Annotated in this window: 27 protein-coding genes; 4 read left to right on the top strand and 23 right to left on the bottom strand. The window is 62.7% G+C overall.

What is annotated here, in order from left to right:
* Positions 1 to 3: 3 nt before the first annotated feature.
* The 12 genes from DC522_RS21565 to DC522_RS34335 form a co-directional block, all read right to left on the bottom strand.
* A complete protein-coding gene (locus DC522_RS21565; protein WP_116530689.1) occupies positions 4 to 573 on the bottom strand; it encodes an HNH endonuclease in 570 nt (189 codons plus the stop codon).
* A 135-nt stretch (positions 574 to 708) separates the two neighbouring features.
* Positions 709 to 1,590, bottom strand: a complete 882-nt coding sequence (locus DC522_RS21560; protein ID WP_116530688.1) for a 3-hydroxybutyryl-CoA dehydrogenase — start codon at positions 1,588 to 1,590, stop codon at positions 709 to 711.
* Positions 1,591 to 1,675: 85 nt separating this feature from the next.
* The gene (locus tag DC522_RS21555; protein WP_116530687.1) at positions 1,676 to 2,617 is read right to left on the bottom strand and encodes an electron transfer flavoprotein subunit alpha/FixB family protein; all 942 of its coding nucleotides are present in this window, start codon (positions 2,615 to 2,617) and stop codon (positions 1,676 to 1,678) included.
* 15 nt (positions 2,618 to 2,632) lie between these two features.
* Complete coding sequence (locus DC522_RS21550; protein WP_116530686.1) at positions 2,633 to 3,382, bottom strand: electron transfer flavoprotein subunit beta/FixA family protein; 750 nt, start codon at positions 3,380 to 3,382, stop codon at positions 2,633 to 2,635.
* Positions 3,383 to 3,618: 236 nt separating this feature from the next.
* Entirely contained in the window at positions 3,619 to 4,368 is a 750-nt protein-coding gene (locus DC522_RS21545; protein ID WP_116530685.1) for a rhomboid family intramembrane serine protease, read from the bottom strand.
* 122 nt (positions 4,369 to 4,490) lie between these two features.
* A complete protein-coding gene (locus DC522_RS21540) occupies positions 4,491 to 5,066 on the bottom strand; it encodes a cob(I)yrinic acid a,c-diamide adenosyltransferase (protein ID WP_116530684.1) in 576 nt (191 codons plus the stop codon).
* A 26-nt stretch (positions 5,067 to 5,092) separates the two neighbouring features.
* Entirely contained in the window at positions 5,093 to 5,683 is a 591-nt protein-coding gene (locus DC522_RS21535; protein ID WP_116530683.1) for an acyloxyacyl hydrolase, read from the bottom strand.
* Positions 5,684 to 5,789: 106 nt separating this feature from the next.
* Positions 5,790 to 5,981, bottom strand: coding sequence for a twin transmembrane helix small protein (locus DC522_RS21530; RefSeq protein WP_116530682.1), 192 nt, complete (start codon positions 5,979 to 5,981; stop codon positions 5,790 to 5,792).
* A 95-nt stretch (positions 5,982 to 6,076) separates the two neighbouring features.
* Entirely contained in the window at positions 6,077 to 8,641 is a 2,565-nt protein-coding gene (locus tag DC522_RS21525; RefSeq protein ID WP_116530681.1) for a TIGR02302 family protein, read from the bottom strand.
* A gap of 177 nt (positions 8,642 to 8,818) precedes the next feature.
* Positions 8,819 to 10,087: a diaminopimelate decarboxylase gene (lysA, locus tag DC522_RS21520; RefSeq protein WP_116530680.1), complete on the bottom strand. Its 1,269-nt coding sequence runs from the start codon at positions 10,085 to 10,087 to the stop codon at positions 8,819 to 8,821.
* 9 nt (positions 10,088 to 10,096) lie between these two features.
* Positions 10,097 to 10,339, bottom strand: coding sequence for a lipoprotein (locus tag DC522_RS21515; protein WP_116530679.1), 243 nt, complete (start codon positions 10,337 to 10,339; stop codon positions 10,097 to 10,099).
* A 152-nt stretch (positions 10,340 to 10,491) separates the two neighbouring features.
* Positions 10,492 to 10,746, bottom strand: coding sequence for a hypothetical protein (locus DC522_RS34335; RefSeq protein ID WP_133239335.1), 255 nt, complete (start codon positions 10,744 to 10,746; stop codon positions 10,492 to 10,494).
* Between the two features lie 387 nt (positions 10,747 to 11,133).
* Here DC522_RS34335 and DC522_RS21510 point away from each other — a divergent pair, with 387 nt between their 5' ends.
* The gene (locus DC522_RS21510; RefSeq protein WP_371680169.1) at positions 11,134 to 11,601 is read left to right on the top strand and encodes a TlpA family protein disulfide reductase; all 468 of its coding nucleotides are present in this window, start codon (positions 11,134 to 11,136) and stop codon (positions 11,599 to 11,601) included.
* On the opposite strand, the gene DC522_RS21505 is transcribed toward DC522_RS21510, so the two are convergent.
* The 8 genes from DC522_RS21505 to purC form a co-directional block, all read right to left on the bottom strand.
* On the bottom strand, positions 11,598 to 11,915 hold the full coding sequence (locus tag DC522_RS21505) for a hypothetical protein (protein ID WP_133239334.1): 318 nt from the start codon (positions 11,913 to 11,915) through the stop codon (positions 11,598 to 11,600). The genes DC522_RS21510 and DC522_RS21505 overlap by 4 nt on opposite strands.
* Positions 11,916 to 12,119: 204 nt before the next feature.
* Entirely contained in the window at positions 12,120 to 12,455 is a 336-nt protein-coding gene (gene grxD, locus DC522_RS21500) for a Grx4 family monothiol glutaredoxin (protein ID WP_116530676.1), read from the bottom strand.
* A gap of 106 nt (positions 12,456 to 12,561) precedes the next feature.
* Positions 12,562 to 12,798, bottom strand: coding sequence for a BolA family protein (locus DC522_RS21495; protein WP_116530675.1), 237 nt, complete (start codon positions 12,796 to 12,798; stop codon positions 12,562 to 12,564).
* 12 nt (positions 12,799 to 12,810) lie between these two features.
* Entirely contained in the window at positions 12,811 to 15,021 is a 2,211-nt protein-coding gene (purL, locus tag DC522_RS21490; RefSeq protein ID WP_116530674.1) for a phosphoribosylformylglycinamidine synthase subunit PurL, read from the bottom strand.
* 23 nt (positions 15,022 to 15,044) lie between these two features.
* Positions 15,045 to 15,743: a phosphoribosylformylglycinamidine synthase subunit PurQ gene (purQ, locus tag DC522_RS21485; RefSeq protein ID WP_116530673.1), complete on the bottom strand. Its 699-nt coding sequence runs from the start codon at positions 15,741 to 15,743 to the stop codon at positions 15,045 to 15,047.
* A gap of 125 nt (positions 15,744 to 15,868) precedes the next feature.
* Positions 15,869 to 16,108: a phosphoribosylformylglycinamidine synthase subunit PurS gene (purS, locus tag DC522_RS21480; RefSeq protein WP_116530672.1), complete on the bottom strand. Its 240-nt coding sequence runs from the start codon at positions 16,106 to 16,108 to the stop codon at positions 15,869 to 15,871.
* A 126-nt stretch (positions 16,109 to 16,234) separates the two neighbouring features.
* Positions 16,235 to 16,750: a hypothetical protein gene (locus DC522_RS21475; protein ID WP_116530671.1), complete on the bottom strand. Its 516-nt coding sequence runs from the start codon at positions 16,748 to 16,750 to the stop codon at positions 16,235 to 16,237.
* 50 nt (positions 16,751 to 16,800) lie between these two features.
* Positions 16,801 to 17,595, bottom strand: coding sequence for a phosphoribosylaminoimidazolesuccinocarboxamide synthase (gene purC / locus DC522_RS21470; RefSeq protein ID WP_116530670.1), 795 nt, complete (start codon positions 17,593 to 17,595; stop codon positions 16,801 to 16,803).
* A 239-nt stretch (positions 17,596 to 17,834) separates the two neighbouring features.
* Between purC and DC522_RS21465 the strand changes: the two genes are divergently transcribed.
* Entirely contained in the window at positions 17,835 to 18,158 is a 324-nt protein-coding gene (locus tag DC522_RS21465) for a DUF1476 domain-containing protein (RefSeq protein WP_116530669.1), read from the top strand.
* A 64-nt stretch (positions 18,159 to 18,222) separates the two neighbouring features.
* On the top strand, positions 18,223 to 18,996 hold the full coding sequence (locus DC522_RS21460; protein ID WP_116530668.1) for an HpcH/HpaI aldolase/citrate lyase family protein: 774 nt from the start codon (positions 18,223 to 18,225) through the stop codon (positions 18,994 to 18,996).
* 69 nt (positions 18,997 to 19,065) lie between these two features.
* On the opposite strand, the gene DC522_RS21455 is transcribed toward DC522_RS21460, so the two are convergent.
* Entirely contained in the window at positions 19,066 to 19,713 is a 648-nt protein-coding gene (locus tag DC522_RS21455; RefSeq protein ID WP_116530667.1) for a DNA-3-methyladenine glycosylase, read from the bottom strand.
* A gap of 32 nt (positions 19,714 to 19,745) precedes the next feature.
* On the opposite strand from DC522_RS21455, the gene gluQRS reads away from it, so the two are divergent.
* On the top strand, positions 19,746 to 20,624 hold the full coding sequence (gluQRS, locus tag DC522_RS21450; protein ID WP_116530666.1) for a tRNA glutamyl-Q(34) synthetase GluQRS: 879 nt from the start codon (positions 19,746 to 19,748) through the stop codon (positions 20,622 to 20,624).
* Here the strand turns inward: gluQRS and DC522_RS21445 are convergent.
* Together DC522_RS21445 and DC522_RS21440 are read right to left on the bottom strand one after the other, a co-directional pair.
* A complete protein-coding gene (locus tag DC522_RS21445) occupies positions 20,621 to 21,538 on the bottom strand; it encodes an AEC family transporter (protein ID WP_116530665.1) in 918 nt (305 codons plus the stop codon). The two genes, gluQRS and DC522_RS21445, sit on opposite strands and share 4 nt — an antisense overlap.
* A gap of 5 nt (positions 21,539 to 21,543) precedes the next feature.
* A complete protein-coding gene (locus DC522_RS21440; RefSeq protein WP_116530664.1) occupies positions 21,544 to 23,583 on the bottom strand; it encodes a M23 family metallopeptidase in 2,040 nt (679 codons plus the stop codon).
* Positions 23,584 to 24,258: the final 675 nt, after the last annotated feature.

Genomic DNA, 24,258 nt, shown 5'->3' with positions numbered 1-24,258 from the left:
TTCTTAAGGTTCCAGCTCGCTGTCCCAGTAGAGATAGTCCATCCAGCTTTCGTGAAGGTAGTTCGGCGGGAAGAGCCGTCCGTTCGAGTGCAGATCGTGGACGGTGGGGGCGAAGGGGTGCTGGCGAGGCCACATCTCCACTTCGCGGGGCATCTTGTCCCCTTTTTTCAGATTACAGGGAGCACAGGCGGCGACGACGTTTTCCCAGGTGGTTTGTCCGCCCTTGGAGCGGGGGATGACATGGTCGAAGGTCAGATCATCGCGAGCGCCGCAATATTGGCAGCTGAAACGGTCGCGCAGGAAAACGTTGAAGCGGGTAAAGGCGGGGTGTCGCGAGGGCTGAACGTAGGTCTTGAGAGAGATGACTGAGGGGAGGCGGACTTCGAAGCTCGGACTTCGCACGACCTTATCGTATTCGGAGACGATGTTGACCCGATCCAGGAACACCGCCTTGATCGCATCCTGCCAACACCAGATGGACAAGGGATAATAGCTCAAGGGCCGGTAATCGGCGTTGAGAACAAGGGCCGGACAGGCCTCCGGCCTCACAACAGGTTGGACGTGGATCGTCACATCACCTCCTCTTCAAGAAGAGTAGTCCCGTCTATTTAGACTATAGACATTGTGACGCTGTTGTGAAGCGCGCACGCGGGACGTTTGTGACGCACTTGGCCTGATTTCGGTGAACAACCTTTCAGGCAAGGCCCTTTAGCGGGTCGGAACCGGGTGCTCGCCGCGATAATCGTAGAAGCCGCGCTTGGTCTTGCGGCCGAGCCAGCCGGCCTCGACGTATTTTACGAGAAGCGGGCAGGGGCGATACTTGGAATCGGCCAAGCCTTCGTAGAGCACCTGCATGATCGACAGGCAGGTATCGAGGCCGATGAAGTCGGCGAGCTGCAACGGGCCCATGGGGTGGTTCGCGCCAAGGCGCATGGCCGTATCGATGGCATCTACCGAGCCCACGCCCTCGTAGAGCGTGTAGATCGCCTCGTTGATCATCGGCAGCAGGATACGGTTGACGATGAAGGCCGGGAAATCTTCCGAGGCTGTCGCGGTCTTGCCGAGCTTGCCGATGAATTCCTTGGCGGATTCGTAGGTGGGGTCATCAGTTGCGATACCGCGGATCAGCTCCACGAGCTGCATCACCGGCACCGGGTTCATGAAGTGGATGCCGATGAACTTTTCCGGCCGGTCCGTGGATGCGGCAAGGCGGGTGATGGAGATCGAGGACGTGTTTGTCGCGACCATCGCATCCGGGCGCAGGGAGGGGCAGAGATTGGTGAAGATCTTGCGCTTCACCTCCTCGTTCTCGGTGGCGGCCTCGATCACGATGTCGCAGGCAGACAGGTCGTCATAACCGAGCGCAGGCTTGATGCGTTCGAGCGCAGCCTGACGGTCGGCATCGGTGATGGCACCCTTGGCGACCTGGCGGGCCATGTTGCCGGTGATGGTGGCGAGACCCGCATTAATGCGTTCCTCCGAGAGATCGTTGAGCCGGACGCTGAAGCCCGCGAGCGAACAGACATGAGCAATGCCGCTGCCCATCTGCCCCGCGCCGATCACGCCAACCGTTTTGATCTCAATGCCCATCTGACTTTGCCTGCCATCCATTCCCAAAGTGTCCGGGCGAGCCTTCCCGCCCGGATCGCAATCATCGTACTTATTCCTGGACCGATTAACCGGCTTTGGTCAACTCATCCTTCAGTTCAGGAAGGATCTGGAAGAGATCGCCGACAAGGCCGTAATCGGCCACCTGGAAGATCGGCGCCTCCTCGTCCTTGTTGATCGCCACGATCACCTTGGAATCCTTCATACCAGCCAGATGCTGAATGGCCCCTGAAATCCCGACCGCAATGTAGAGGTCGGGCGCCACCACCTTGCCGGTCTGGCCCACCTGCCAGTCGTTGGGCGCATAGCCCGCATCCACCGCGGCGCGCGAGGCGCCCATGGCGGCGCCGAGCTTGTCGGCGATCGGCTCGATGTAGGTCTTGAAGTTCTCGGCCGAACCCAGCGAACGACCGCCGGAGATGATGATCCGGGCCGAGGTCAGCTCGGGCCGGTCGGACTGGGCGATCTCCTCGCCCTTGAAGCTCGACACGGCCGGATCGGCGGCGGCATTCACCGTCTCGATGGGGGCCGAGCCCCCTTCGCCCGCTGCCGGGAAGGCGGCGGTGCGCACGGTGATCACCTTCTTGGCGTCGGTGGCCTGCACGGTCTGGATGGCGTTGCCCGCATAGATCGGCCGCTCGAAGGTATCGGGCGCCACCACCTTGGTGATGTCGGAAACCTGCATCACGTCGAGGAGCGCCGCCACCCGCGGCATGATGTTCTTGCCGTTCGAGGTCGAGGGCGCCACCAGGGCGTCATAGGAGCCCGCGAGCGACACGATCAGCGCCGCGGTCGGCTCGGCGAGGTGATGCTCGTAAGCGGGGCTATCTGCGAGCAGCACCTTCTCCACGCCTGCGAGCTTCGCGGCGGCTTCCGCCGCCGCACGGGCATTGGCGCCGGCGACCAGCACGTGCACCGGCGCGCCCAAAGCCGTGGAGGCCGAGAGCGCCTTGTGGGTCGCGTCCTTGAGGTGAGCGTTGTCGTGCTCGGCAATCAGCAACGTGGTCATTGTTCTTGTTCTCCCTTAGAGCACGCCGGCTTCGGTCTTCAGCTTCTGCACTAGTTCGGCCACGGAGCCGACCTTCACGCCGGCCTTGCGGCCGCCGGGCTCGGCGGTCTTGAGCACCTTCAGGCGCGGGGCCACGTCGATGCCGAGCGCCTCAGGGCTCGTCTCGTCGAGCGGCTTCTTCTTGGCCTTCATGATGTTGGGGAGCGAGGCATAGCGCGGCTCGTTGAGGCGCAGGTCCGTGGTGACGATGGCGGGCAGCTTCAGGCCCACCGTCTGCAGGCCGCCATCGACCTCGCGGGTCACGTCGACCGAGCCCTCGCCGACATTCACCTTGTAGGCGAAGGTGCCCTGCGGCCAGCCCAAGAGCGCGGCGAGCATCTGGCCGGTCTGGTTGGAATCGTCGTCGATGGCCTGCTTGCCCATGATCACGAGATCGGGCTGTTCCTGCGCGATCACGCCCTTGAGGATCTTGGCGACGGAAAGCGGCTCGATGGCGGCGTCGGTCTTCACCAGGATGCCGCGATCGGCGCCCATGGCCAGCGCGGTGCGGATGGTCTCGGCCGCTTGGCTCGGGCCGATGGAGACGGCGACGATCTCGGTGGCCTTGCCCTGCTCTTTGAGGCGCACGGCCTCCTCGACGGCGATCTCGTCGAAGGGGTTCATCGACATCTTGACGTTGGCGAGGTCCACGCCGGAGCCGTCCGGCTTCACGCGGATCTTCACGTTGAAATCAACAACCCGCTTCACGCACACAAGAAGCTTCATTCGTCTGTCCTCAATTGAAGGTCAGGTCCGGATATGGCCCATGACAAGCTCTCCGGACAGATAGGAAAAAGGCGGATGGGACCCTAGAGCATCGGACCCAAAAGTGGAATCCACTTTTGGGATCAATCCGATGCCCATTTTAAACAGCGCATCGTTCTTAGCGGAAAACCGGATCCACTTTTCGCTGACGCGGCCCTCCGGGTCCGCACGATGCGCTAGCCTTCAGCCTTCGAAAGTCAACGCGGCGTCTGCAATTCTTGCGCCGCGGCGCGAGCCAGAACCGGATCGTAGCGGTGGCGCATGAGGGGGATGAGAATAGCGCCCGTGACGAACCCGCCAAGATGGGCAAACCAGCCCACCCCTTCGTCGCTGCCGAGAATGGCGGAGACGAGCTGCACGGCCAACCAGAAGCCGATCGCCCAGTAGGCCGGAAGCCGCAATGGAATTCCGCCGAGGAAGAGCGCCCAGATCCGCACACGCGGATAAAGGATCACATAGGCCGCGACCACACCCGCCACGCCACCAGAGGCGCCGATGAGGGGGCGCTGCGGCGTGGGCAGCATGAAACTCTCCGGCGTGCCCGTGCCCACGAAATAGAAGGAGGCGATGGCGTGCACGAAACTGGCTATGGCGCCGCAGAGCACGAAGAACACGAGAAAGCGTAAGTGTCCCATCGCGTCTTCCACGTTGTCGCCGAACACCCAGAGAAACAGCATGTTGCCGATCAGGTGAAACCACGATCCGTGCAGAAAGATGTTGGTGACGAGCGTCATCCAGACCGGCACGAAGGGATAGCCCTCGGGCAGGCTCTCGAAGCCGAAGAGAACGGAGGGGATGAGGCCGAGGCCACCCACCATTTCGTCTTGGCTCAGCGGCCCGGAAACGAACACAAGATGGATGAGGGTGCAGGCCACGATCAGTGACCGCGCCACGATCGGCGTCTTCAGGTGCTGGAGGGGGACGCCGTCGTGAAGCGGAAGAAACATGGCCGCTCCTATAGCATCGAACCCAAGAGTGGCATCCACTTTTGGGAGTATTCGCTGCTTGTTGCTTGTCCTAAGCGCATCGTTGGGTGCGCAAAACCGGGTCCACTTTTCCGCATGATGCGCTACCGGTTCTGGCCCGGAACCCAGAGGACGTCCAAGGCGCCCTTGTCGTTAACGTAGCGTGAGGCAACAAAAAGAAAGTCGGAGAGCCGGTTGAGGTATTTCACCGCCTCCGGAGATATTTTCTCGTTCGGCTTCTGCATGAGCTCGACCACATTGCGCTCAGCCCGGCGGCAGACGGTGCGGGCGAGATGCAGGGCAGCGGCGGCCGGTGTGCCGCCTGGCAGGACGAAGGAGCGAAGGGGCTCAAGATCCGCGTTCAACTCATCGATTTCCCGCTCCAGGCGGTCCACCTGACCTTGTGTGATTCGCAAAGGCTCATAGGGAAGGGGTTTGTCGGTCTCGACAGTGGCAAGATCGGCGCCGAGATCGAAGAGATCGTTCTGAATCCGGTTCAGCATCGCATCGATAGGCAGCTCTTTCGTGTGAAGGCGAACCATACCGATGCAGGCGTTGGTTTCGTCCACCGTGCCGAAGGCTTCGATGCGCAGATCGTGCTTGGGGCGGCGTCCGCCGGCGGCCAGGGCTGTCGTGCCCTTATCCCCGGTGCGGGTGTAGATGCGATTGAGAACGACCATGAAGGGTCCGGGTTTCGAGGATTCGATTAGAACGAATACCCAACCCGTGCGCCAACATTCGTCAAGCCCCGATTGTCCGAGCAAGCCCCGGCATTAGAGAGATGCTCGATGGTGGCCATCACGCTCCAGTTGGCCGAGAGACGCACGCCGACGGAGCCGGATTCACGGAACAAGGGCGAGCAACCCAGGGCCTGACGGTCCGAGAAGGGGTCGTTGACCTTGTCCTTGCCGTCGTGGAAGGCACCACCCAGACTGCCTTCCACGAAGACGTCAGGCGTGACGTCAATCGTCCAGGTGAGACCCGTATAGGCGAAGCTTGTCCGACCATCGACGTTCAGGCTGCCGCCGAAATGTGGACGGGGAATGAAGTAGCTCGTGAACAGATCCGACGCTGTGAAGGGCTTCGCGAGCAGAATTTCGCCGGTGAGATTGGCCGATCCGTCCTCACCCTCAGGGCCCCAGGGGTCCTGCGCCGAAAAGCCGATGCGGAATTCGGAGAGAAGACTCGGCTGGGTCGAGGCGGTGGAGAAGGGCTTCCTGGCGTCGGCAGCAAGAAGGCTTGTTGATCCTGCGAGCAGGACCAGAAGGCTCAAGCCTAGGGCTTTGCTGGCGCGCATTTTAAGAGAATCCACCGCTCAATGAATGAGGCCATCAGGCTACGCCCGCTATGGCTAATGTTCTCTTAATACAAACCGTGGCGAAAAAGTGTCAATATCGGGAAGGCTAAGCGGCTCTCCACCAGATCACACCCATGATGGCGATGATGGCGAGAAACTGAAGCAGCACACGCATTCTCATGAGGTGCTGCGACCGGTTGGCGCTGCCGCCGCGAAGCATGTTGATGAGGCCGAGAAGCAGCACGAAGGCAACGGCCAGAACGGCAATCGGGACAATGAGATCGGCAAAGCTGGTCATCGGGATTCCACAGACGGATAAAGGGTCCGAATCGCCGGACCCTTGCACAGGAAAGGGCTCAATCGCTTGAAGCCGGTCCCGTCTTAATCCTAAACTTAGTTCCTGCGAAGCAGGCGCTCGAAGTAATCGAGCTCTTCCTGCGGCCGCGTCGGGTCGCCGAGCTTGCGTCGAAGCTCTTCCAGGATGCGCTGAGCCCGTTGGGCCGGGGATTCGTTGACGTTAGGGACGCCATCTCGCGTATTGTCCACGTAGCCCCTGTTCCGGGTGGGACGGCCTAAAGGATCGTTGTTCTGCTGTCCGGCCTGACCCTGACCCTGCGGTTCGCCCTGACCGGGCTGATCGCCCGCCTGCTCATTGCCCTGGCCTTGCTGCATCTGTTGAGCCATGCCCTGCATGCCGCGGCGGAGGTTTTCGAGCGCACGCCCTTGAGCATCGACGGCAGGTCCGTCCTGTCCCTGGCCGAGAGCTCCTTCAGCCTCGCGCATGTCCTGCTCGGCTTCGCCGAAGCCCTGCTCGCTCTGCATGCCCATGCCTTCCATGCGCCGCTGCAATTCCTGAAGCCGCTCACGGAGCGCCTGCTGCCTCTGCCGGAGGCCTTGCTGGTCCGGGGTGCCGTTCTCGCCCTGCTCCTGGCCTTCGCCCTGCTGGCCTCGCTGGCGCTGTCCTTGCTGACGCTGGCCTTGCCGCTGTCCCTGGCGGGGAGCGTTGCGGTCGCCCTGCTGCATGCGCCGGTTCTGGCCCTCGCGGAACGTTTCGTCACGCAGGTGCTGCTGCTCGCGCGCCATGTCTTCGAGATCGCGCATGGCCTGGTTCATCTCCCGCGAGAGCGGGTCGGTCATGCGGCTGTTGGGCTGCGCCGTCTGAAGGTTTTCGAGGATGTTGCGCAACTGCTCGAGAAGGCGCTGGGCCTCCGCCATGTCGCCGCGGCGCATGGCGTCCTCCATCTGCTGCAGCATCCGGTTGAGATCGTCCTGCGTGATCATCCGGTCGGGAGCACGCTGGTTCTGATTCTCGGCCTGCTGGTTCTGCTGCATCCGCTGAGCGAACTCGCGCAGGAACTTGTCCATGGCCTGACGCAACTCGTCCGTGAGACGCCGGATCTCCTCATCCGTCGCCCCGCGCTCCATGGCCTCTTTCAGGCGTTCCTGGGCAGCACGCAGCTCCCGCTCCGCATCGGAGAGGTTCCCGTCCTCGATCTGCAGCGCCATGGACCAGAGCCAGTCGGCGACTTCAAGCAGCGCCTCATCGGTCTTCGCGACACGCAGGCGCTCGGCGGCTGTGCGCAGACCCATGAACACGCCCCATTGCGGCGTGAATTCCTCAGGAGCGATCAAAAGGGAATCCAATGCGATCTGCACGCGCTTGCGGTCATCGGGAGCGAGCACGAGATTGCGTCGCTGCTCGACGAGGGCCTTCGCGAGCGGGTTGGTGAAGGGGCGCTGCGGCAGGGTGAGGGTGATGGTTTCGCTCGTCGCTTCCTGGCCCGCTTCGTCCTTGGCCTTGAGCCTGATGGTCACCGGCGCGCCAGCCCAGGGATGATTCGTGAGGTCAACCGGAGAGCGGGTGTCGGGAGCATTCTCCTCATGGCTCGGAAGAGACAGGGTGAGCGACGGGGCCGGAACCAGGGAGCGGCCCTTGCTGCCGTCGGCCTTCTCCACCAGGCCTTCGAGGGAGGTAATGCCGTAATCGTCCTTGCCCTTGTAGATGAGGGTGAATGTGCCGCGCGCATTGATCTCGGGTGGAGCGGTAAAGGCGACCTCAGGCATGCGGTCGGGAATGGCTTCCAATTTCAGCGTGACGCTGTGGGCGAAGCCTGTGCTGACGGTCAGCTCGGTGCTGCCGTCGAGCGTATAGCGCTCCTCGCGCAGGTCCGCGCGCTGGTTGCCCTTGGGCGGCAGAGGAGTCAGGGCCTTCCCCGGCTTGATCTCCGCCGTGCCGTCGCCGGCGACGCGAATGACGACGGTGGAGCGGATCGGCGCGCGGAGGTCCTGGCCCTTGGCCAGATCGATCATGAGCGGGGGCGTGCGGGTGTAGAGCGGCGGATCGATCCAACCGTCGATGCGGAAGGCGGGCGCCGAGGCCGAGGCCTCCCGCCAGTCGAAGGCCGCCTTGAGGCGCGAGCCGATCTCGGGGCCCGCCACGAAGGCGCTGGTCACAAGTGCAAGAATGCCTGCCGCCCGAAGCGCATAACGGTCGCGCCGGGGCATGTCGGGACGGGGCGGGGCGACCCGCATCCGGCCGATGGCCTCTTCAGCCCGCTTGCGATGAAGCGACCAGAGGGCCCGCGTGCCGGGATCGGTGGCGCCGAGCGCCAGGGAATCGTCGAGCACGCGCGCAGGGCCGTGGCTCAGGCCGGTGTCTCGGTCGAGGCGGTCGAGAGCGCGCGTGCGGCTGGGCATTCGCAGCCGCAGCAGGGGCCACAATGACAGAAGGAAGGCGGCCGTGAAGAGACCCAGCCCTACCGAGCGCCAGAAGGGCGCGATATCGAGCCAGAGGCCGAACCAGGACAGCGTGAGGAAGAGAAGAACGATGGCGAGCGGCAGCCACAGCCGGGGCCAGGCATCCTCCCACCACAGCGACCAGCGCGCATGCGTGATCAGGCGCCCGAACCTCTTGCTCAGGTTGCTCTGCGCAGGCGACGGGTTCGGGCCTTCGCTCATGCCAAAAGTCTCCGCAGCACGTTCGTGCTAACGCCCCCTTCGTGAAGCTAGCACGACATGCCCGGATGACCAGCCGTCAAATGGGCACAAAGCGCCGCAAGGGGGATTTCCCGCCTCACATCCTCGTCAGTGACAGGACAACGGCGGAGCATGATCCCCGGTTCGAAGCCGAGAGCCTTAAGTCAGCCAGCCCGGAACCCGGTCGAGTCCGATCAGCTCCCCATAGGTCGGGCGCGGGCGCACCACCGCGTGATCCTCGCCGCGCACGAGCACCTCGGGCACGAGCAACCGCGTGTTGTAGGTATTGGCCTGGACCGCGCCATAGGCGCCTGCCGTCATGACGGCGATGAGATCGCCGGGCTTCACCGCCGGCATGTCGCGGGACAGCGCGAGATAGTCCCCCGTCTCGCACACGGGGCCGACCACGTCGGCGACGATGTGCGACGTGCTGGGCGAAGGCTCCACCACGGGCTTGATGTTATGGAAGGCATCATACAACGTCGGGCGGATGAGATCGTTCATGGCGGCATCGACGATGACGAAGGTGCGGTCCGCACCTTCCTTCACATAGATGACCCTGGCGATCAGCACGCCCGCATTGCCCGCGATCAGACGGCCCATCTCGAAGACGAGCTTGAGGCCAAGATCCTTCGTGTGGCGCTTGATGATCTGTGCATAGGCCTGCGGGTCGGGCGGCGGCGCATTGTCCTCCCGATAGGGCACGCCGAGACCTCCGCCGAGATCGATATGATGGAGCTTGTGCCCATCCGCCATCAGGTCGCGGGCGAGTTCGGCCAGAAGCGCGGTGGCGTTGTCATAAGGCGTGAGATCGGTGATCTGGCTGCCGATATGCATGTCGACGCCGGTGATCTCGATACCCTTGAGTCTGGCGGCGCGGGCATAGACCTCGCGGGCGCGGGAAATCGGAATGCCGAATTTGTTCTCGGACTTGCCCGTCGAGATCTTCTTGTGCGTCTTGGCGTCCACGTCCGGATTGATACGGATCGAGATCGGCGCGCGCCGTCCCTTTGAGAGCGCGACTTCGGAGAGCGCTTCGAGTTCGGGTTCGGATTCGACGTTGAAGCAAAGGATGTCGCTGTCGAGGGCAAAGGCCATTTCGGCCTTCGTCTTGCCGACGCCGGAGAACACCACCCGCTCGCCCGGCACGCCTGCTGCGAGCGCGCGACGCAGCTCGCCTTCCGAGACGATGTCCATGCCGGCACCGAGGCGCGCCAGCGTTTTCAGCACCGCCTGATTGGAATTCGCCTTCATGGCGTAGCAGACGAGAGCGTCGGTATCCGCGAAAGCCTCGGCAAAGACGCGGTAATGCCGCTCGAGGGTTGCGGTGGAATAGCAGTAAAATGGGGTTCCGACCTCGTCTGCGAGGCGGCGCAAGCTGACATCCTCCGCGTGGAGGACGCCGTCGCGATAAGAAAAATGGTGCATCAGGCGGCCTTACAGCAGCGGATCGAGGATAAAGGGCTTGTCGGGAATGGTATAGCCGCGGGTCGCTCTTGAACGAGGCGTGCCGACAGGGGAGGGCAGGGTGGCCTGATCGGCAGCCCTCTGCTGCTGCGCCTGGGGAGCAGACCCATCCGGCGGCGGCTCGAGCGCGCCGCGACGGCCGCAGGCCGAGAGGCTAAGAACGAGAGCGCCCGCAACAAGAGCTATGCGGACGAGAGACAGGCTGGACGACATCGAGAGGCTCCGAAATGCGATGCACCATAACGGCAAACCTCTAGCAGAGGCGAGAGGGAAGTTAAGGAAGCCGGCCAGAGTTCACGGGGATAAAGTCTTGCAGCTGCAGAGATAGAGCAGGTGAGAGGCGGGGTAGGCCCCCGCCTCGTCGATCAGAAATAATGGAAATCTGGGATAATAGGTTGGGCGTATCGTATGCCTGAAGAGCTTGAAGAATTCCAGAATCCTGGTTCATACCACCAGTAATCTGCGGGATTTTTGAAGTATTTATGGTTATTCTCTTCGAGGGTCGTGTACAGGAAATCAGAATTTCCCCAGGCTCCCTCTTTGCCGCCTACGTAGCGGGGGCCTGAATAGAAGTCCGGCTCTTTTGTAGTGTCGCTAGGTTTTGCACGCTTTAGTGGCATGTTCACTCCTCATGTTTGATCTGTAATAACGTACAGACAAGATCCATTTGGAGCGCCAATTTCGTTCTTCAACCTACTAAATGAAACAAAGTCTACAAAACTCTAAGTTGATTTATGTATAGTTTAAGTTGCATACGGCTTTTGGAGCCCCAACGTCCTTCGTAAACTGAGCAGCTTGCAGAAAACGCTGTGATACATAACATTAGGAAAATGCCTTTTTACCATCACCGCCATTCCCGATCGATTGCCGCTGTCCTCCTCGTCTGCGTGATGGGAGGTGCCGCTATCTGGTATTCTTTTGGTGGAACTAGCCACAACAGCACCGCAAGGGAATGCCAGACGGCGGTGGCGACAGGAGAGCGGCTACAGCCTTTTGCAAAGGGAGAGATGGCGGCGATTAACGTCGACAGCACGCCCCAGCCGCCACCGGAGGTTGCGTTCAATGGCCCGGAAGGACAGCCGATGAGTCTGTCCGATTTCAAGGGCAAGACGGTCCTCGTCAATCTCTGGGCGACGTGGTGCGTGCCCTGCCGTCAGGAAATGCCGGCTCTCGACAAGCTCCAGGCGGAGCTGGGCGGCGCCGATTTCCAGGTGGTCGCCATCAACGTGGATACGCGCAACCCTGAAAAGCCGAAGGCCTGGCTGCAGGAGAACGGTATCAAGAACCTGGCTTACTACGCCGACCCGGCGGGCAAGCTGCTCCAGGTCCTGCAGAAGTCGGGCCACGTGGTCGGACTGCCGACGACTTTTGTCGTCGATGCGTCGGGTTGCGAGATCGCGCTCCTGAAGGGCCCGGCGGAATGGGCTTCGCCCGATGCGTTGGCCTTTATCCGCACGGCGCTGGGACGCTCTTAGACCCGGAAAGCGCCTTCGCCGTCAGGGAGGCCGAACTCGCCGGAAAAAGCGGGCTTCGAAAGACGCCAGGGACGGTCCATGGCTTTCCGGGCCTCACCCTTCTGCAGCAAGCGTGGCGTGCCGTCGGCGAGAATCTCCTCGATCACGAGAAAGCCGAGACGCTGCAGCGTCAGGCACGCCATCTTGGTGGCGACATCGTCCGCCCGCACAGCGAGCGAACCGGCCGCATAGACCCGCTCCAGAAGGGTTTTGGGATGATGCGTCACCGCCGCGCGCGGCTTGAAGGCGACGACATTCGTCTCCGGCTCGAACATGAAATTGGCCCCCGTCTCAAGCCGCCGCATTCTGTTGTTATGGCAGCGGCCTTTGAAAAAGAACGAAGAGCCATTGTTCCGGAAACGGGACTGTTGAAGGAATGCGACATAACACGCTTCCCGTTCGGGTCGAGCGTGACGCTCGAGGCAACAAAAAAGCGGGGCTCAGCCCCGCCTTCATGTGGTTGGTCCAATGAGGGCCGATCAGGCGCTCTGCTGAACCTGGATGCCCTTGTCGGCGAAGAGCTGCTGCAGTTCCCCGGCCTGGAACATCTCGCGGGTGATGTCGCAGCCGCCGATGAACTCGCCCTTCACGTAAAGCTGGGGAATGGTCGGCCAGTTGGAATAGTCCTTGATGCCCTGGCGGATGGTCTCGTCCTCGAGCACGTTGATGCCCTTGTAGGGCACGCCGAGGTAGTTGAGGATCTGGACGACCTGGCCCGAGAATCCGCACATGGGGAATTGCGGCGTGCCCTTCATGAAGAGCACGACGTCGTTGGACTTCACTTCGTTATCGATGATCTGGTTGGCGTCAGCCATGGACTTCTCCTGTGTCCCATAGCATTTTCCGCAAAAGTGGCTCCGATTCTGCGCAGAAAATGCGAAAGAAAAAGATTTTGGGCGGTCAAGGCGCCGGGTTCGTGTCTCAATTGTCGGGTGCCTGCGTCGTCAATGCAAGGGCATGGAGCGCGCCACCCATGCGGCCTTGCAGCGCTGCATAGACCATCTGGTGTTGCTGGACCCGGGATTTGCCCTTGAAGGCCGAGGACGTGACGGTGGCGGCATAATGGTCGCCATCACCCGCCAGATCCTTGATCTCGACGACCGCATCCGGCAGGGCGGCCTTGATCATGCTCTCGATATCGCGTGCATCCATTGGCATGGATCAAACTCCTTAAGCCTTGCCGGCCATGTAGTCGGGCAGCCAGGATTCGTGAGCCGCCTTCAGCTGCTTCACGGATATGGCCTGCTGACCCGGCAGAATCAACGAATCGCCGCCCGTGAGCCCCAGCGTCACAGCCGGAATGCCAATCGCGCCGGCTTCGTAGAGGATGTCGGCGGCCACGTCTTCATCGACGGCGATGAGATAACGCGCCTGATCCTCGCCGAAGAGGAAGGCGTGGAGCGGCATGTTCTCGGGGATGGCTGTGATTTCGGCACCCACGACGCCTGCCATCGCCATCTCGGCGAGCGCGAGCGCGATGCCGCCGTCGGAGCAATCGTGCACCGTCTTCACCTGACCGGAGCGGATGAGCTGGCGGATAAAGTCGCCGTTGCGTTTCTCTGCTGCGAGATCGACGGGCGGCGGAGCGCCTTCCTCACGGCCGCAGACGTCGCGGAGATAGATCGACTGGCCGAGCCAGCCCTGCGTGGCGCCGATGAGGACGATCGCTTCGCCCTCGTTCTTGAAGGCGATGGAGGCATTCACCGTCACGTCGTCGATGAGGCCCACGCCGCCGATGGCGGGGGTGGGGAGAATGCCCTGGCCGTTGGTCTCGTTGTAGAGCGAGACGTTGCCGGACACGACGGGGAAGTCGAGGGCGCGGCAGGCCTCGCCGATGCCTTTCAGGCAGCCGACGAACTGGCCCATGGATTCAGGCCGCTCGGGGCTTGCGAAATTGAGATTGTCGGTGATCGCGAGCGGCAGGCCGCCGACCGCCGTGATGTTGCGCCAGGCTTCCGCCACCGCCTGCTTGCCGCCTTCGAAGGGATCGGCCTCGCAATAGCGCGGCGTCACATCGGTGGTGAGCGCAAGGCCCTTCGGCCCGTCCTCCACGCGCACGATGGCGGCATCGCCGCCGGGCGTCTGCACCGTGTTGCCGAGGATGAGGTGATCGTACTGCTCCCATACCCAGCGCTTCGAGCATTGGTCCGGCGAGCCGACGAGCTTCAGAAGCGCTTCGGCCTCCGACATCGGAGCCTTCACGCTCGAAGGTTCGATGACAGGCTGCTTCGGGCTTTCCACCCACGGACGGTCATAGACCGGAGCCTCGTCGCCGAGTTCCTTGATCGGAAGATCGGCCTTCACCTCGCCCTGGTGCTTGATGACGAAGCGCAGGGTGTCGGTGGTCTTGCCGATCACAGCGAAGTCGAGACCCCATTTGTGGAAGATGGCCTCTGCTTCCTCTTCCATGCCGGGCTTGAGCACCATGAGCATGCGCTCCTGACTCTCGGAGAGCATCATCTCATAGGCCGTCATGCCTTCCTCACGGCAGGGCACCTTGTCGAGATCGAGCTCGACGCCGAGATTGCCTTTCGCGCCCATCTCGACCGCAGAGCTGGTGAGACCGGCAGCGCCCATGTCCTGAATCGCGATCACCGCGCCGGACTTCATGAGCTCAAGGCAGGCTTCGAGCAGCAGCTTCTCGGCGAAGGGGTCGCCGACCTGCACGGTGGGGCGCTTTTCTTCCGACGCATCGTCGAACTCGGCGGAAGCCATCGTCGCGCCGTGAATGCCGTCGCGGCCCGTCTTGGAGCCGAGATAGACGATCGGATTTCCGACGCCGGTGGCCTTCGCGTAGAAGATCTCGTCCGAGCGCGCGAGGCCGACCGCCATCGCGTTGACGAGAATATTGCCGTTGTAGCGCTTGTCGAAGCCGACGCTGCCGCCGACCGTGGGAACGCCGAAGGAATTGCCGTAGCCGCCAATGCCCGCGACGACACCGGAGACGAGGTGCGGCGTCTTCGGGTGATCCGGCTCGCCGAAGCGCAGGAAGTTGAGCGATGCAATCGGGCGCGCGCCCATGGTGAACACGTCACGCAGGATACCGCCCACACCCGTCGCCGCGCCCTGATAGGGCTCGATGAAGGACGGATGGTTGTGGCTCTCCATCTTGAAGATGCAGGCCAGCCCATCGCCGATATCGATCACGCCAGCGTTCTCGCCTGGGCCCTGAATCACCCATGGCGCTTTCGTCGGCAGGCCGCGCAGATGGATGCGCGAGGATTTGTACGAGCAATGCTCGTTCCACATGGCGGAGACGATGCCGAGCTCGGTGAGCGTCGGCTCGCGGCCGATCAGCTTCACGAAGCGATCGTACTCGTCAGGCTTCAGCCCGTGCTCCTTGACCAGCTCCGGGGTGATGGCGACGTCATTGCGGATCATCAGTGTCTCGTCTCTTGAAGAAATCAGGCAGCGCGGGGGAAAGACGACACGAGGCTCTCGAACAGGCCACGCCCATCGGTGCCGCCCACGAGGTCTTCGATCAGGTTTTCCGGATGAGGCATCATGCCGAGCACGTTGAGTTTGTCGGAGTAGATGCCGGCAATCGAGTTCATGGAGCCGTTGCGGTTGGCATCGGCCGTCACATGGCCGTGCGCATCGCAATAGCGGAAGGCGACGAGGCCTTCACCCTCGAGCCGCTTCAGCGTCTCCACATCCGCCGTGTAATTGCCTTCGCCATGCGCGACGCAGACATCGATGGCCTGCCCCGGCGCATAACGCTTGGTGAAGGCCGTGTCGTTGCGCTCGACTTTCAGGAACTGGCGATGGCAGATGAACTTGAGGTTCGCGTTGCGCATCAGGATGCCGGGCAGAAGCCCCGATTCGCAGAGGATCTGGAAGCCGTTGCAGATGCCGAGCACCAGGCCGCCGCGCGCCGCATGGGCGCGGACTGCATCCATCACCGCGGCACGGCCCGCGATGGCGCCGCAGCGCAGATAGTCGCCATAAGAAAAGCCGCCCGGCAGGACCACGAGATCCGTGCCCTTGGGCAGCTCGTGTTCGGCGTGCCAGACCTTCTCGACCTGCGAGCCGGCCTGCTTGAGAGCCCGCACCACATCGCCTTCGCGATTGGAGCCGGGGAAGACGATGACAGCGGATTTCATCTTTTCATCCTTCTATCGTCATGGCCGGGCTCGTCCCGGCCATCCACGCCTTGAGGCGCGGGAAAAACGTGGAAGTCACGCCTTTGGCGCGCCCTTCGGGTCCGGATCAAGTCCGGGCATGACGGTCAGATCAGTTCGACGCGGTAGTTTTCGATCACGGTATTCGCGAGCAGCTTCTCGCAGGCCGCCTTCAGCGAGGCCTCGGCCTGGGCCTTGTCGGCGGTTTCCAGCTCGAGGTCGAAGACCTTGCCCTGGCGCACGCCGGCGATGCCGTCCACGCCGAGGGATTTCAAGGCCCCTTCAATGGCCTTGCCTTGGGGGTCGAGAACGCCGTTCTTCAGGGTGACGGTGACGCGAGCTTTCATGGGAGGCCTCGGGCTGTTGAGATTTGCCCCACGCCATAAAGCCATTAGCCGCAAGAAACAACGCCTTCGGAGCATGATCCGGTGAAGTGGTCGCCGGTTCACCGCAAGATCATGCAGAAACTCGGCTCATTTGCCCAATTCACGAGCAGCGACCTCATGGGCGGTCTGCCGCACGACCTCGGCGGATTGGCCAATCGCCAGGACGACCTCCAGATCCTCGCCGGAGCGCTTGCCCAGGGCGGCGCCGAAGGCAGGAGGCTTCTTGCCGTCCATGGGGGCGAGGGTGATCGTGAATCCGGGATAAGGACCATCTTTCAGGCGATCCACGGAGATGTCCGTTCGCACCGGCTTGTCCTGGTCTGCAGGGGAGCGAAGGGCGCGAGCGAGGCGCTCCGGGTCCTTGAGCAGGGCTTCCGTGATCTGCGCGTCCTTTCCTTTCAGGCGGATGACGCTGACGGCCAGTCCCGGGCTGCAGGAGGGGGGCGCGCAGAAGGAGAGGGCGATGGGCTCGGCCCGATCCTCGGCGAGCCATTTGCGTAAAGGGAGGGCATCCCAGGAGGTGTCGGAGGGCAGGCCTGCGACGGTGCGAGGGATGTAGTCGCAGCTCGCCAGGCCGATGCCGAAGGCCAATCCCAACAACAATGCCCGGCATCGAGCCGGGCATTGGAGTGTCCTGATGAACGACGGGACGCTCACTGCACGAGGCGCGGGCCGCCGGTGATGATGCTCTCGTTCTCGGCCAGGATGCCGAGGCGGCGAGCCACTTCCGTGTAGGCTTCCACCAGCCCGCCCATGTCGCGGCGGAAGCGGTCCTTGTCGAGCTTGTCCTTGGACTTGATGTCCCAGAGACGGCAGGAATCCGGGGAGATCTCGTCGGCGACCACAATGCGCATCAGCTCCCCTTCCCAGAGACGGCCCGTCTCCAGCTTGAAGTCGACGAGGCGGATGCCGACACCGAGGAAGAGGCCGGACAGGAAATCGTTAACGCGAATGGCGAGCGCCATGATGTCGTCGATCTCCTGGGGCGAGGCCCAGCCGAAGGCAGTGATGTGCTCTTCCGAGACCATCGGATCGCCCAGCTCATCGTTCTTGTAATAGAATTCGATGATAGAGCGGGGCAGCTGCGTGCCCTCCTCGAGGCCGAGCCGCTTGGCGAGCGAGCCTGCCGCCACGTTCCGCACGACGACCTCGAGGGGGATGATCTCCACCTCGCGAATCAGCTGCTCGCGCATGTTCAGGCGGCGGATGAAGTGGGTGGGGACGCCGATCTCGTTCAGATGCTGGAAAATGTATTCCGAGATCCGGTTGTTGAGCACGCCCTTGCCGTCGATCACTTCATGCTTCTTGGCATTGAAGGCAGTCGCATCATCCTTGAAGTGCTGAATGAGCGTTCCGGGTTCGGGGCCCTCATAGAGGACCTTCGCCTTGCCCTCATAGACGCGACGGCGACGATTCATAGGCGTATACCGTGGTTTGAGAAAATCCATTTTGCCGTGGGCTCTCCTGGCTAGACATGGTGCAGATCCGCGGCTGGCGTAGGCGCGGCTTTAGACCAGCGCTCCGCTTGAGGGCAACCTATCCGATCAAGGGGACGAGCACAACGCGCAGAGGAGGGATCAGGGCCTGGAGCCCCTTTTGAACACCTTCCTTTAGATGGGGATGGCATGGCGGCGGCGCGAGTGCGCCCATATATCGCATGAAGGGGGCACCCACGGGAGGATCCTTCATGACCCTTTTCAACGAGCGCGAAAACGCTTTCGAGAAACAATTCACCCATAACGAGGAGCTTCGCTTCAAGGCCACGGCCCGCCGCAACAAGCTCCTGGGGCTCTGGGTGGCAGAGCGCCTCGGCAAGACCGGACCTGAGGCTGAGGCCTATGCCAGAACCGTCGTCCAGGCCGATTTCCAGGAGCCGGGGGATGCCGACGTGCTGCGGAAGATCCGGCAGGATCTCGAAAGTGCCGGGAAGGCCATAGACGAAGCCGAGCTTAGCGCTAAGGTGCAACAGCTGACGGACCGTGCCATTGCGGAGATCAAGGCGGGGTCATAAACCCCGCCTGCCGTTTAATCTACGCTCCGGCCAAACAGAAACGCCATTACAAGAAAAGAGCATCATGCTGACCAATCCATCCTTTCCCGACCTCCTCAAAGGGGACACGCCCCTGCTCACGGCCTGGTGCGGCATTCCTGAGCCCTCCGTTCCGGGGCTTCTCGCGCGGGAGGAGTTCGATGCGGTGGTGATGGATATGCAGCACGGCTCCATCGACTTTGCCGCCGCTCTCCGGGCCGTGCCGCTGATCGCAGCGGCGGGAAAGCCGGCACTCGTGCGGGTTCCGGTGGGCGAGTTCGCCTCTGCCTCGCGCTTCCTGGATGCCGGGGTCTCGGGGGTGATCGCACCTATGATCAACACCATCGAGGATGCTCGGCGCTTCGCCTCCTTCATGAAGTTCCCGCCCGTGGGCGCGCGGAGCTGGGGCGCCTATGGCGCGATCTCCCTCTCAGGGCTGGAGCCGGCGGAGTATCTGCGCCAGGCCAATGATCTCACCGTCTCCTTCGCCATGGTGGAGACTCGGGAGGCGCTCGCCATTCTCGACGACATCTTGGAGGTCCCCGGTATCGACGGCGTCTTCATCGGCCCGGCGGACCTCTCCATCGCGCTGTCGGGCGGCAAGGGCGTGGACCCGTCCAGCCCAGAAGTCGACAAGGCCCTGGACCACGTGCTCGCCCGGGTGAAGGCTGCCGGCAAGATTGCCGGTATCTATGCGCCCTCGGGCGCGCGCGCCGGCGAGCTCGCCCGCAAGGGCTTCAACATGGTGTCCATCGGCAGCGACATCAGCATGTTGCGGGCCGGCGCCCAGGCCTCGCTGGCCGCGGCCCAGCAGGGCTAGAGCATCGGACGTGAAAAGTGGATTCCACTTTTGGGATTGGATCCGATGCTCCCTTCTAGAGAGAGCGCATCACGTGACGGGGCTGCCCTCCCGCGCCTTGGCCACGCGGTAATAGGCCCAAAGCACCTTGGCGGCCACACCCCGCCAAGGCCGCCAGCGCTCCGCAAGAGCTGTCAGCGCCTTCGCGTCGGGCCGCACGTCCAATCCATACGCGATCCGGGCAGCCTCCTGAACGGCGAGGTCCCCACCTGGAAAAGCGTCGGGATGGCCGAGGCAGAAGAGCAGGTAGATGTCCGCCGTCCAGGGGCCGATACCCTTCACCTGGGTGAGGAGATTGTGAGCTTCGTCGGCAGGCAGTTCATGCAGCCGATCGAGCGGCAGTAATCCCTCGGCAATTGCGGCGGCGGCTGTACGGATCGTCCTGACCTTCATGGCCGAAAGGCCTGCCGCACGTAGCTCTTCGTCTGAAAGGCTCAAAAAACGTTCTGGGCTCGGTGGATCGAGGATCACCCTCAGCCGTCCCCAGATCGCCGCGGCGCTCGCCGTCGAGACCTGCTGCCCGACAACGATCCAGGTCAGGCCCTCGAAGCCCGGCGGGCGCTTGCGCAGCTTCGGAGTCACGCCCTCGGCAACGAGACCCGCCATCACGGGATCGGCGTCGGCAAGAGCTTTCAGACCCCTCTTGAGAACCGCGTCCGTTTCGAGGAGGGTGGCCATCAAATCTGTTCCTTGCTCCTTGAAGGCCGTCCGTGACGAAGCCCGTATTCCGATTTGCTCCCAGCCCCAACGGACGGCTTCATCTCGGCCATGCCTATTCGGCCCTGCTCAACGATGCACTCGCCCGCCGGCTCGATGGCCGCTTCCTGCTGCGCATCGAGGATATCGATATCACACGCTGCCGTCCTGAATACGAGAGGGCGATTTACGAGGATCTCGCGTGGCTCGGTCTGGAGTGGGAAAAACCGATCCGCCGCCAGTCGGAGCACTTCGCCGATTACGGCGGCGCCTTCCGGACGCTGAAGGGGAAGAGGCTCGCCTATCCCTGCTTCTGCTCCCGCAAGCACATCGCGGATAAGGTTGAGGCAGTCGAGGCGGAGGGCGGCAAGGCTTGGCCGCGTGATCCTGACGGCGCTCCCCTTTATCCGGGCACCTGCAAGGGGCTTTCTCCCGAGGACGTCGCGAGAAGGATCAGCGCTGGCGAGCCGCATACATGGCGGATCGACAGCGAGGCCGTCCGGGAGTTTCTTTCCGGTCCTTACACCTTCACGCGTTTTTCTCTCGGTGGCGATGAAGAGATTGTCGAGGTCGATCCCTGGCGCTGGGGCGATGCCGTGATCGTGCGCAAGGATGTGCCGACGAGCTATCATCTCTCCGTCGTCGTTGACGATGCGCTGCAGGGCGTCACCCATGTGGTGCGCGGCCAGGATCTCGAGGCCGCAACCGATCTGCACGTGCTCCTGCAGAAACTGCTCGGCTTGAGTACGCCGCTCTACCACCATCACGGGCTGATCCTCGGTCCGGGCGGGGACAAGCTGGCAAAGAGTAGAAGGTCGGAAGCCCTGTTCGAGTTGCGGGCGCGCGGCGTGACGGCTGCCGAGATCAAGCAAAGGCTCGGCTTTGCGCCTTAGCCGACACCCAGCACGTAGAGCCACAGCAGAGTGGTGCCGAGCGCCAGAGCCGTCGAAAGCGTCACCGCGCTTGAGGCCAAAGCGACGCCCTCGTTGTAGCGCTCGGCGAAGAGATAGGCGTTGATGCCGGAGGGGCACGATGCGAAGAGCACGGCCACTCCCGCCCAGACAGGCGGCATCTCGAACACGTAGTTGGCGAGGAGAAGCACCACGAGTGGATGCATAATTAGCTTGAGAACGGAAATGACCGTCGGCAACTTCCAGCCCATCTTCATCCCGTAGCGGCGAAGTGCGATGCCCATGGAAATCAGAGCGCAGGGAACGGCCGCGCTCGCAAGCAGATCCACGATCTGCCAGAGCGGCGCCGGAACCGCATGAGCGATGGGGCGAAGGGCTGAGCCTGCCAGAATGCCGATGACGATCGGATGCGTGGCCAGTCGGCGCAGGATGACGAGAGGAGAAGCCTGACGTCCTTCCGCCAGCACGGTGGCGAGCGTCATGGTCACGGGCAGATGCACTGCGAGCAGCAGAAAGAGCGGCACCGCGCCCTCGTCGCCATAAACCTTGAGGATCATGGGCACGCCCACGAAGACGGTATTGGCTTGGCCCGCCGAGAAACCGGCCACGACGCTCGACACGCCCTTGATCCCGAAGAAGCGCCTGCCGATCGTGGTGGCGAGTACCCATGCCACGGCCACGCCCACGAAGTAGGCGATCCAGTAGCCCCACGGCTGCACCTCCGGGATCTCGGCCTTCACGAGGGTGCGGAAGATCAGGCATGGCACGGAGAGGGTGAAGACGAATTCGGAGAGACCCTCGCCCATGCGCTCTGACACGAAGCCCGTCTGGCGCGCGATATAGCCGATCCCGATCAAGCCGAAGACCGGAAAGACGATCATCACCAAGTCAAGCATGAGGATCAGCGCAGGTCTGCGCGCTGGGAGAGGCTCGCCGATGCGCCCGCATGGGCCATGAGCTCGTCCACCTGTTCGCGCTGGCGCTTGAAATCGGCAAGGCTGCGGCCGTCGAGCTCGCGCCCCTGAGGCAGGCGGATCTTCAGAGGATCGACGAAGCTGCCGTTGATGATGACCTCGTAATGGAGATGCGGGCCGGTGGAGAGGCCTGAGTTACCCAGGTACCCGATGACCTGACCCTGCCGCACTTTTCTGCCGGGCGCGATGTCCTTGGCAAAGCCCGACATGTGGGAATAGGCGGTCACGTAGCCGTTGGTGTGCTGCAGCTCCACGCGGCGGCCATAGCCTGAATCCCACTCCGCCTTGATCACCGTGCCGTTGCCGGCGGCAATGATCGGCGTGCCGATCCTGTTGGCCCAGTCGACACCCGTATGCGGGCGTGAATAGCCGAGAATCGGATGGAAGCGCGAGCCGAAGCCCGAGCGCAGGATACCGTCCGAGATGGGCTTACGGATCAGGAACTTCTTGAGGGAGCGTCCGGTCGTGTCGAAGTAATCGATGGTGCCGTCATCGCCCTGGTAGCGATAGACGCTGCGCGATTCACCGCCCACCGTCAGCGCGGCATAGAGAACTTCCGGCGACCCACCATCGTCATCCGTACCGAAGAAGACCTCGAAGGTGTCCCCCTGCGAGACGCGGCGCTGGAAATCGACGTCGTACCCGAAGATGCGCACGAGCTCGTCCACGGTTTGACGGGGAAGGTCGTTCTTGAGGGCAGTCTCGTAGAGGCTCTCGTAGAGGCGGATGCCGCCGCGTTCCTCGTCCTCGCTGACACCTTCCTCTTCGGGGGCCTGGTTGCCCCTGCTGTCGGAGGGATCCACCGGAGGCGTCACGGATACGAAGATGCCGCGGTCATTTGTGGCGGCAATTCCTTCGATCCCTTTTTCACCAAAGGCAATGACGCGCACGATCTGCCTGGGGTCGCCCAGGCGCGGACCGGGCGCGATGAGAATGCGAAGGCGCTGGCCTTCCGTCATCGCCGCAACCTGCATCCGTGCCGACAGGGCCGTGGTGATCGCCGTGATCTGCTGCGGGGTCGCTCCATAGCTGCGCAGGATCGTCTCCAGCGTCTCGCCCTTCCGGAGCACGACATCGCGCTCCTCGATCAGGGGTGCGATGGCCTTCTGTTCGATCTTGGGCAGCTCGGTGACGTTCTCGGGCATGACCCGGACTTCGATCGTGCTGAAGGCGGTATCGACGACACGGGCATAACCCAAGGCATCGCCGAGCCCATCGGGCTGGCGCAAGGTGCGCGACAGCATCTGCTGAGCCGGGATCGGAACGGAGGTGCGACGCCCCGTTTCGCCCGCAACGCGGCGCTCCTCTTCCAGGATGGCCATGACATCGTTGTCGGTCAGAGACGGCGCGCTGGCTTCGATGGCCATGGCGGCCAGGTCCCGCCGTACCACGGAGACATCGGCGTCCGAGATTTCAGGCACCTGGTCGATCTTTTCCTGCGCATCCTCAGCAAAGAGGCGCAGGGGATTGAACGGCGGAATATCGGAGGTGTAGGTGCCGGCCGTCAGGGAGAGGTTGGTGGCAACCCGCACGAACTGCCGGACCTTGATGGCCTCGCGATCACCATTGCGGATTGTCATGGGGGCTTTGAAGCTCTGCTTCGCGGACGCCGTCAGCTCCGTCATGTTCAGCTTGTCGCCCTTGCCGGCAACATTCGAGGCGCGCTCTTCTTCTCTCCCGGATTGGGGTTGGGCATTGAGGGCCGCACGCTCGGGAGGCTGAGCGGATGTGGTCGCAGCCTCGATCGCAACATGGATCGAGGCGCCAATCAGAACTGCGCCGGTGACCCCCGTCAGGATACTGGCGCCGAGCCAGCGCAGGTTGATGTCCCGCTTGTCCACTTCCGGGGCCGTCGCACCGTTGGAGCTCAGGGCCGGCTCATGGCCGAGTTCGACTCCGGGCGACCGGCGCAGGACTTCCCGTCGGGAAGCCCTCGGCAGGCTATCATCTGGAGGAACATGGCTCATGACGATCTTTATCGCGGTCGATGATTATCTTAACTGCATAGGTGCTGAAGGCGCTCTAGCACAAGAGAGGTCAACGGCACAGGCTTAACAGACCAAGCTCGAGTGGAACTGTCTCTCCGACACGACGCACCGTCGAGAGCGCTGCTTCAATCCTCACTGTGTCCGCAGTGAGGCAAGGCCTCTCGAATCCTGTGAAGTGGCCGTGTCGAAGGCCGGGCCCGCGTGTTTTCCGGAGGCCGTCAAAAAACTTTCATGATCGTGTTGACACCGGAAAGAGGACGGGCTTATAACCCGCCCATCGACGCCGCCGCTGATTGCGAACGGCGCCAAGACCTCCTCAGAAAGCGGGCTGGTTGGCCTGACGCAAGTCGGGACAAAGCGTACGTCCTGAAGAGGCCTCATCTTCGGATGAGGGTTGGCTCGGTTCTCGGGTTTCTCGAAAACGGGGTTGACAAACAAAACGAATGATCCTAAATCAGGTTCATCGCGGCGCTGCCAGGAAATGGCGGCTCCGATGTTTCCCTGACAGGTTGGCGGCTCAAGCCGGGTAGCACCGGACTGAGGCGCTGTTGCCTTCGGAAACTGCATCTTGTGATGCTGCTCTTTGACAGGTGAAGACAGAAAGAGAAGCGTAGGCGGCGGTGTCCTTGCGCTGGTCTTCGGACCAGACGGAAC

It is taken from the genome of Microvirga sp. KLBC 81 (assembly GCF_003075415.1).
Classification (GTDB): Bacteria; Pseudomonadota; Alphaproteobacteria; order Rhizobiales; family Beijerinckiaceae; genus Microvirga.
This window is presented reverse-complemented; position numbering and strand designations above follow the sequence as displayed.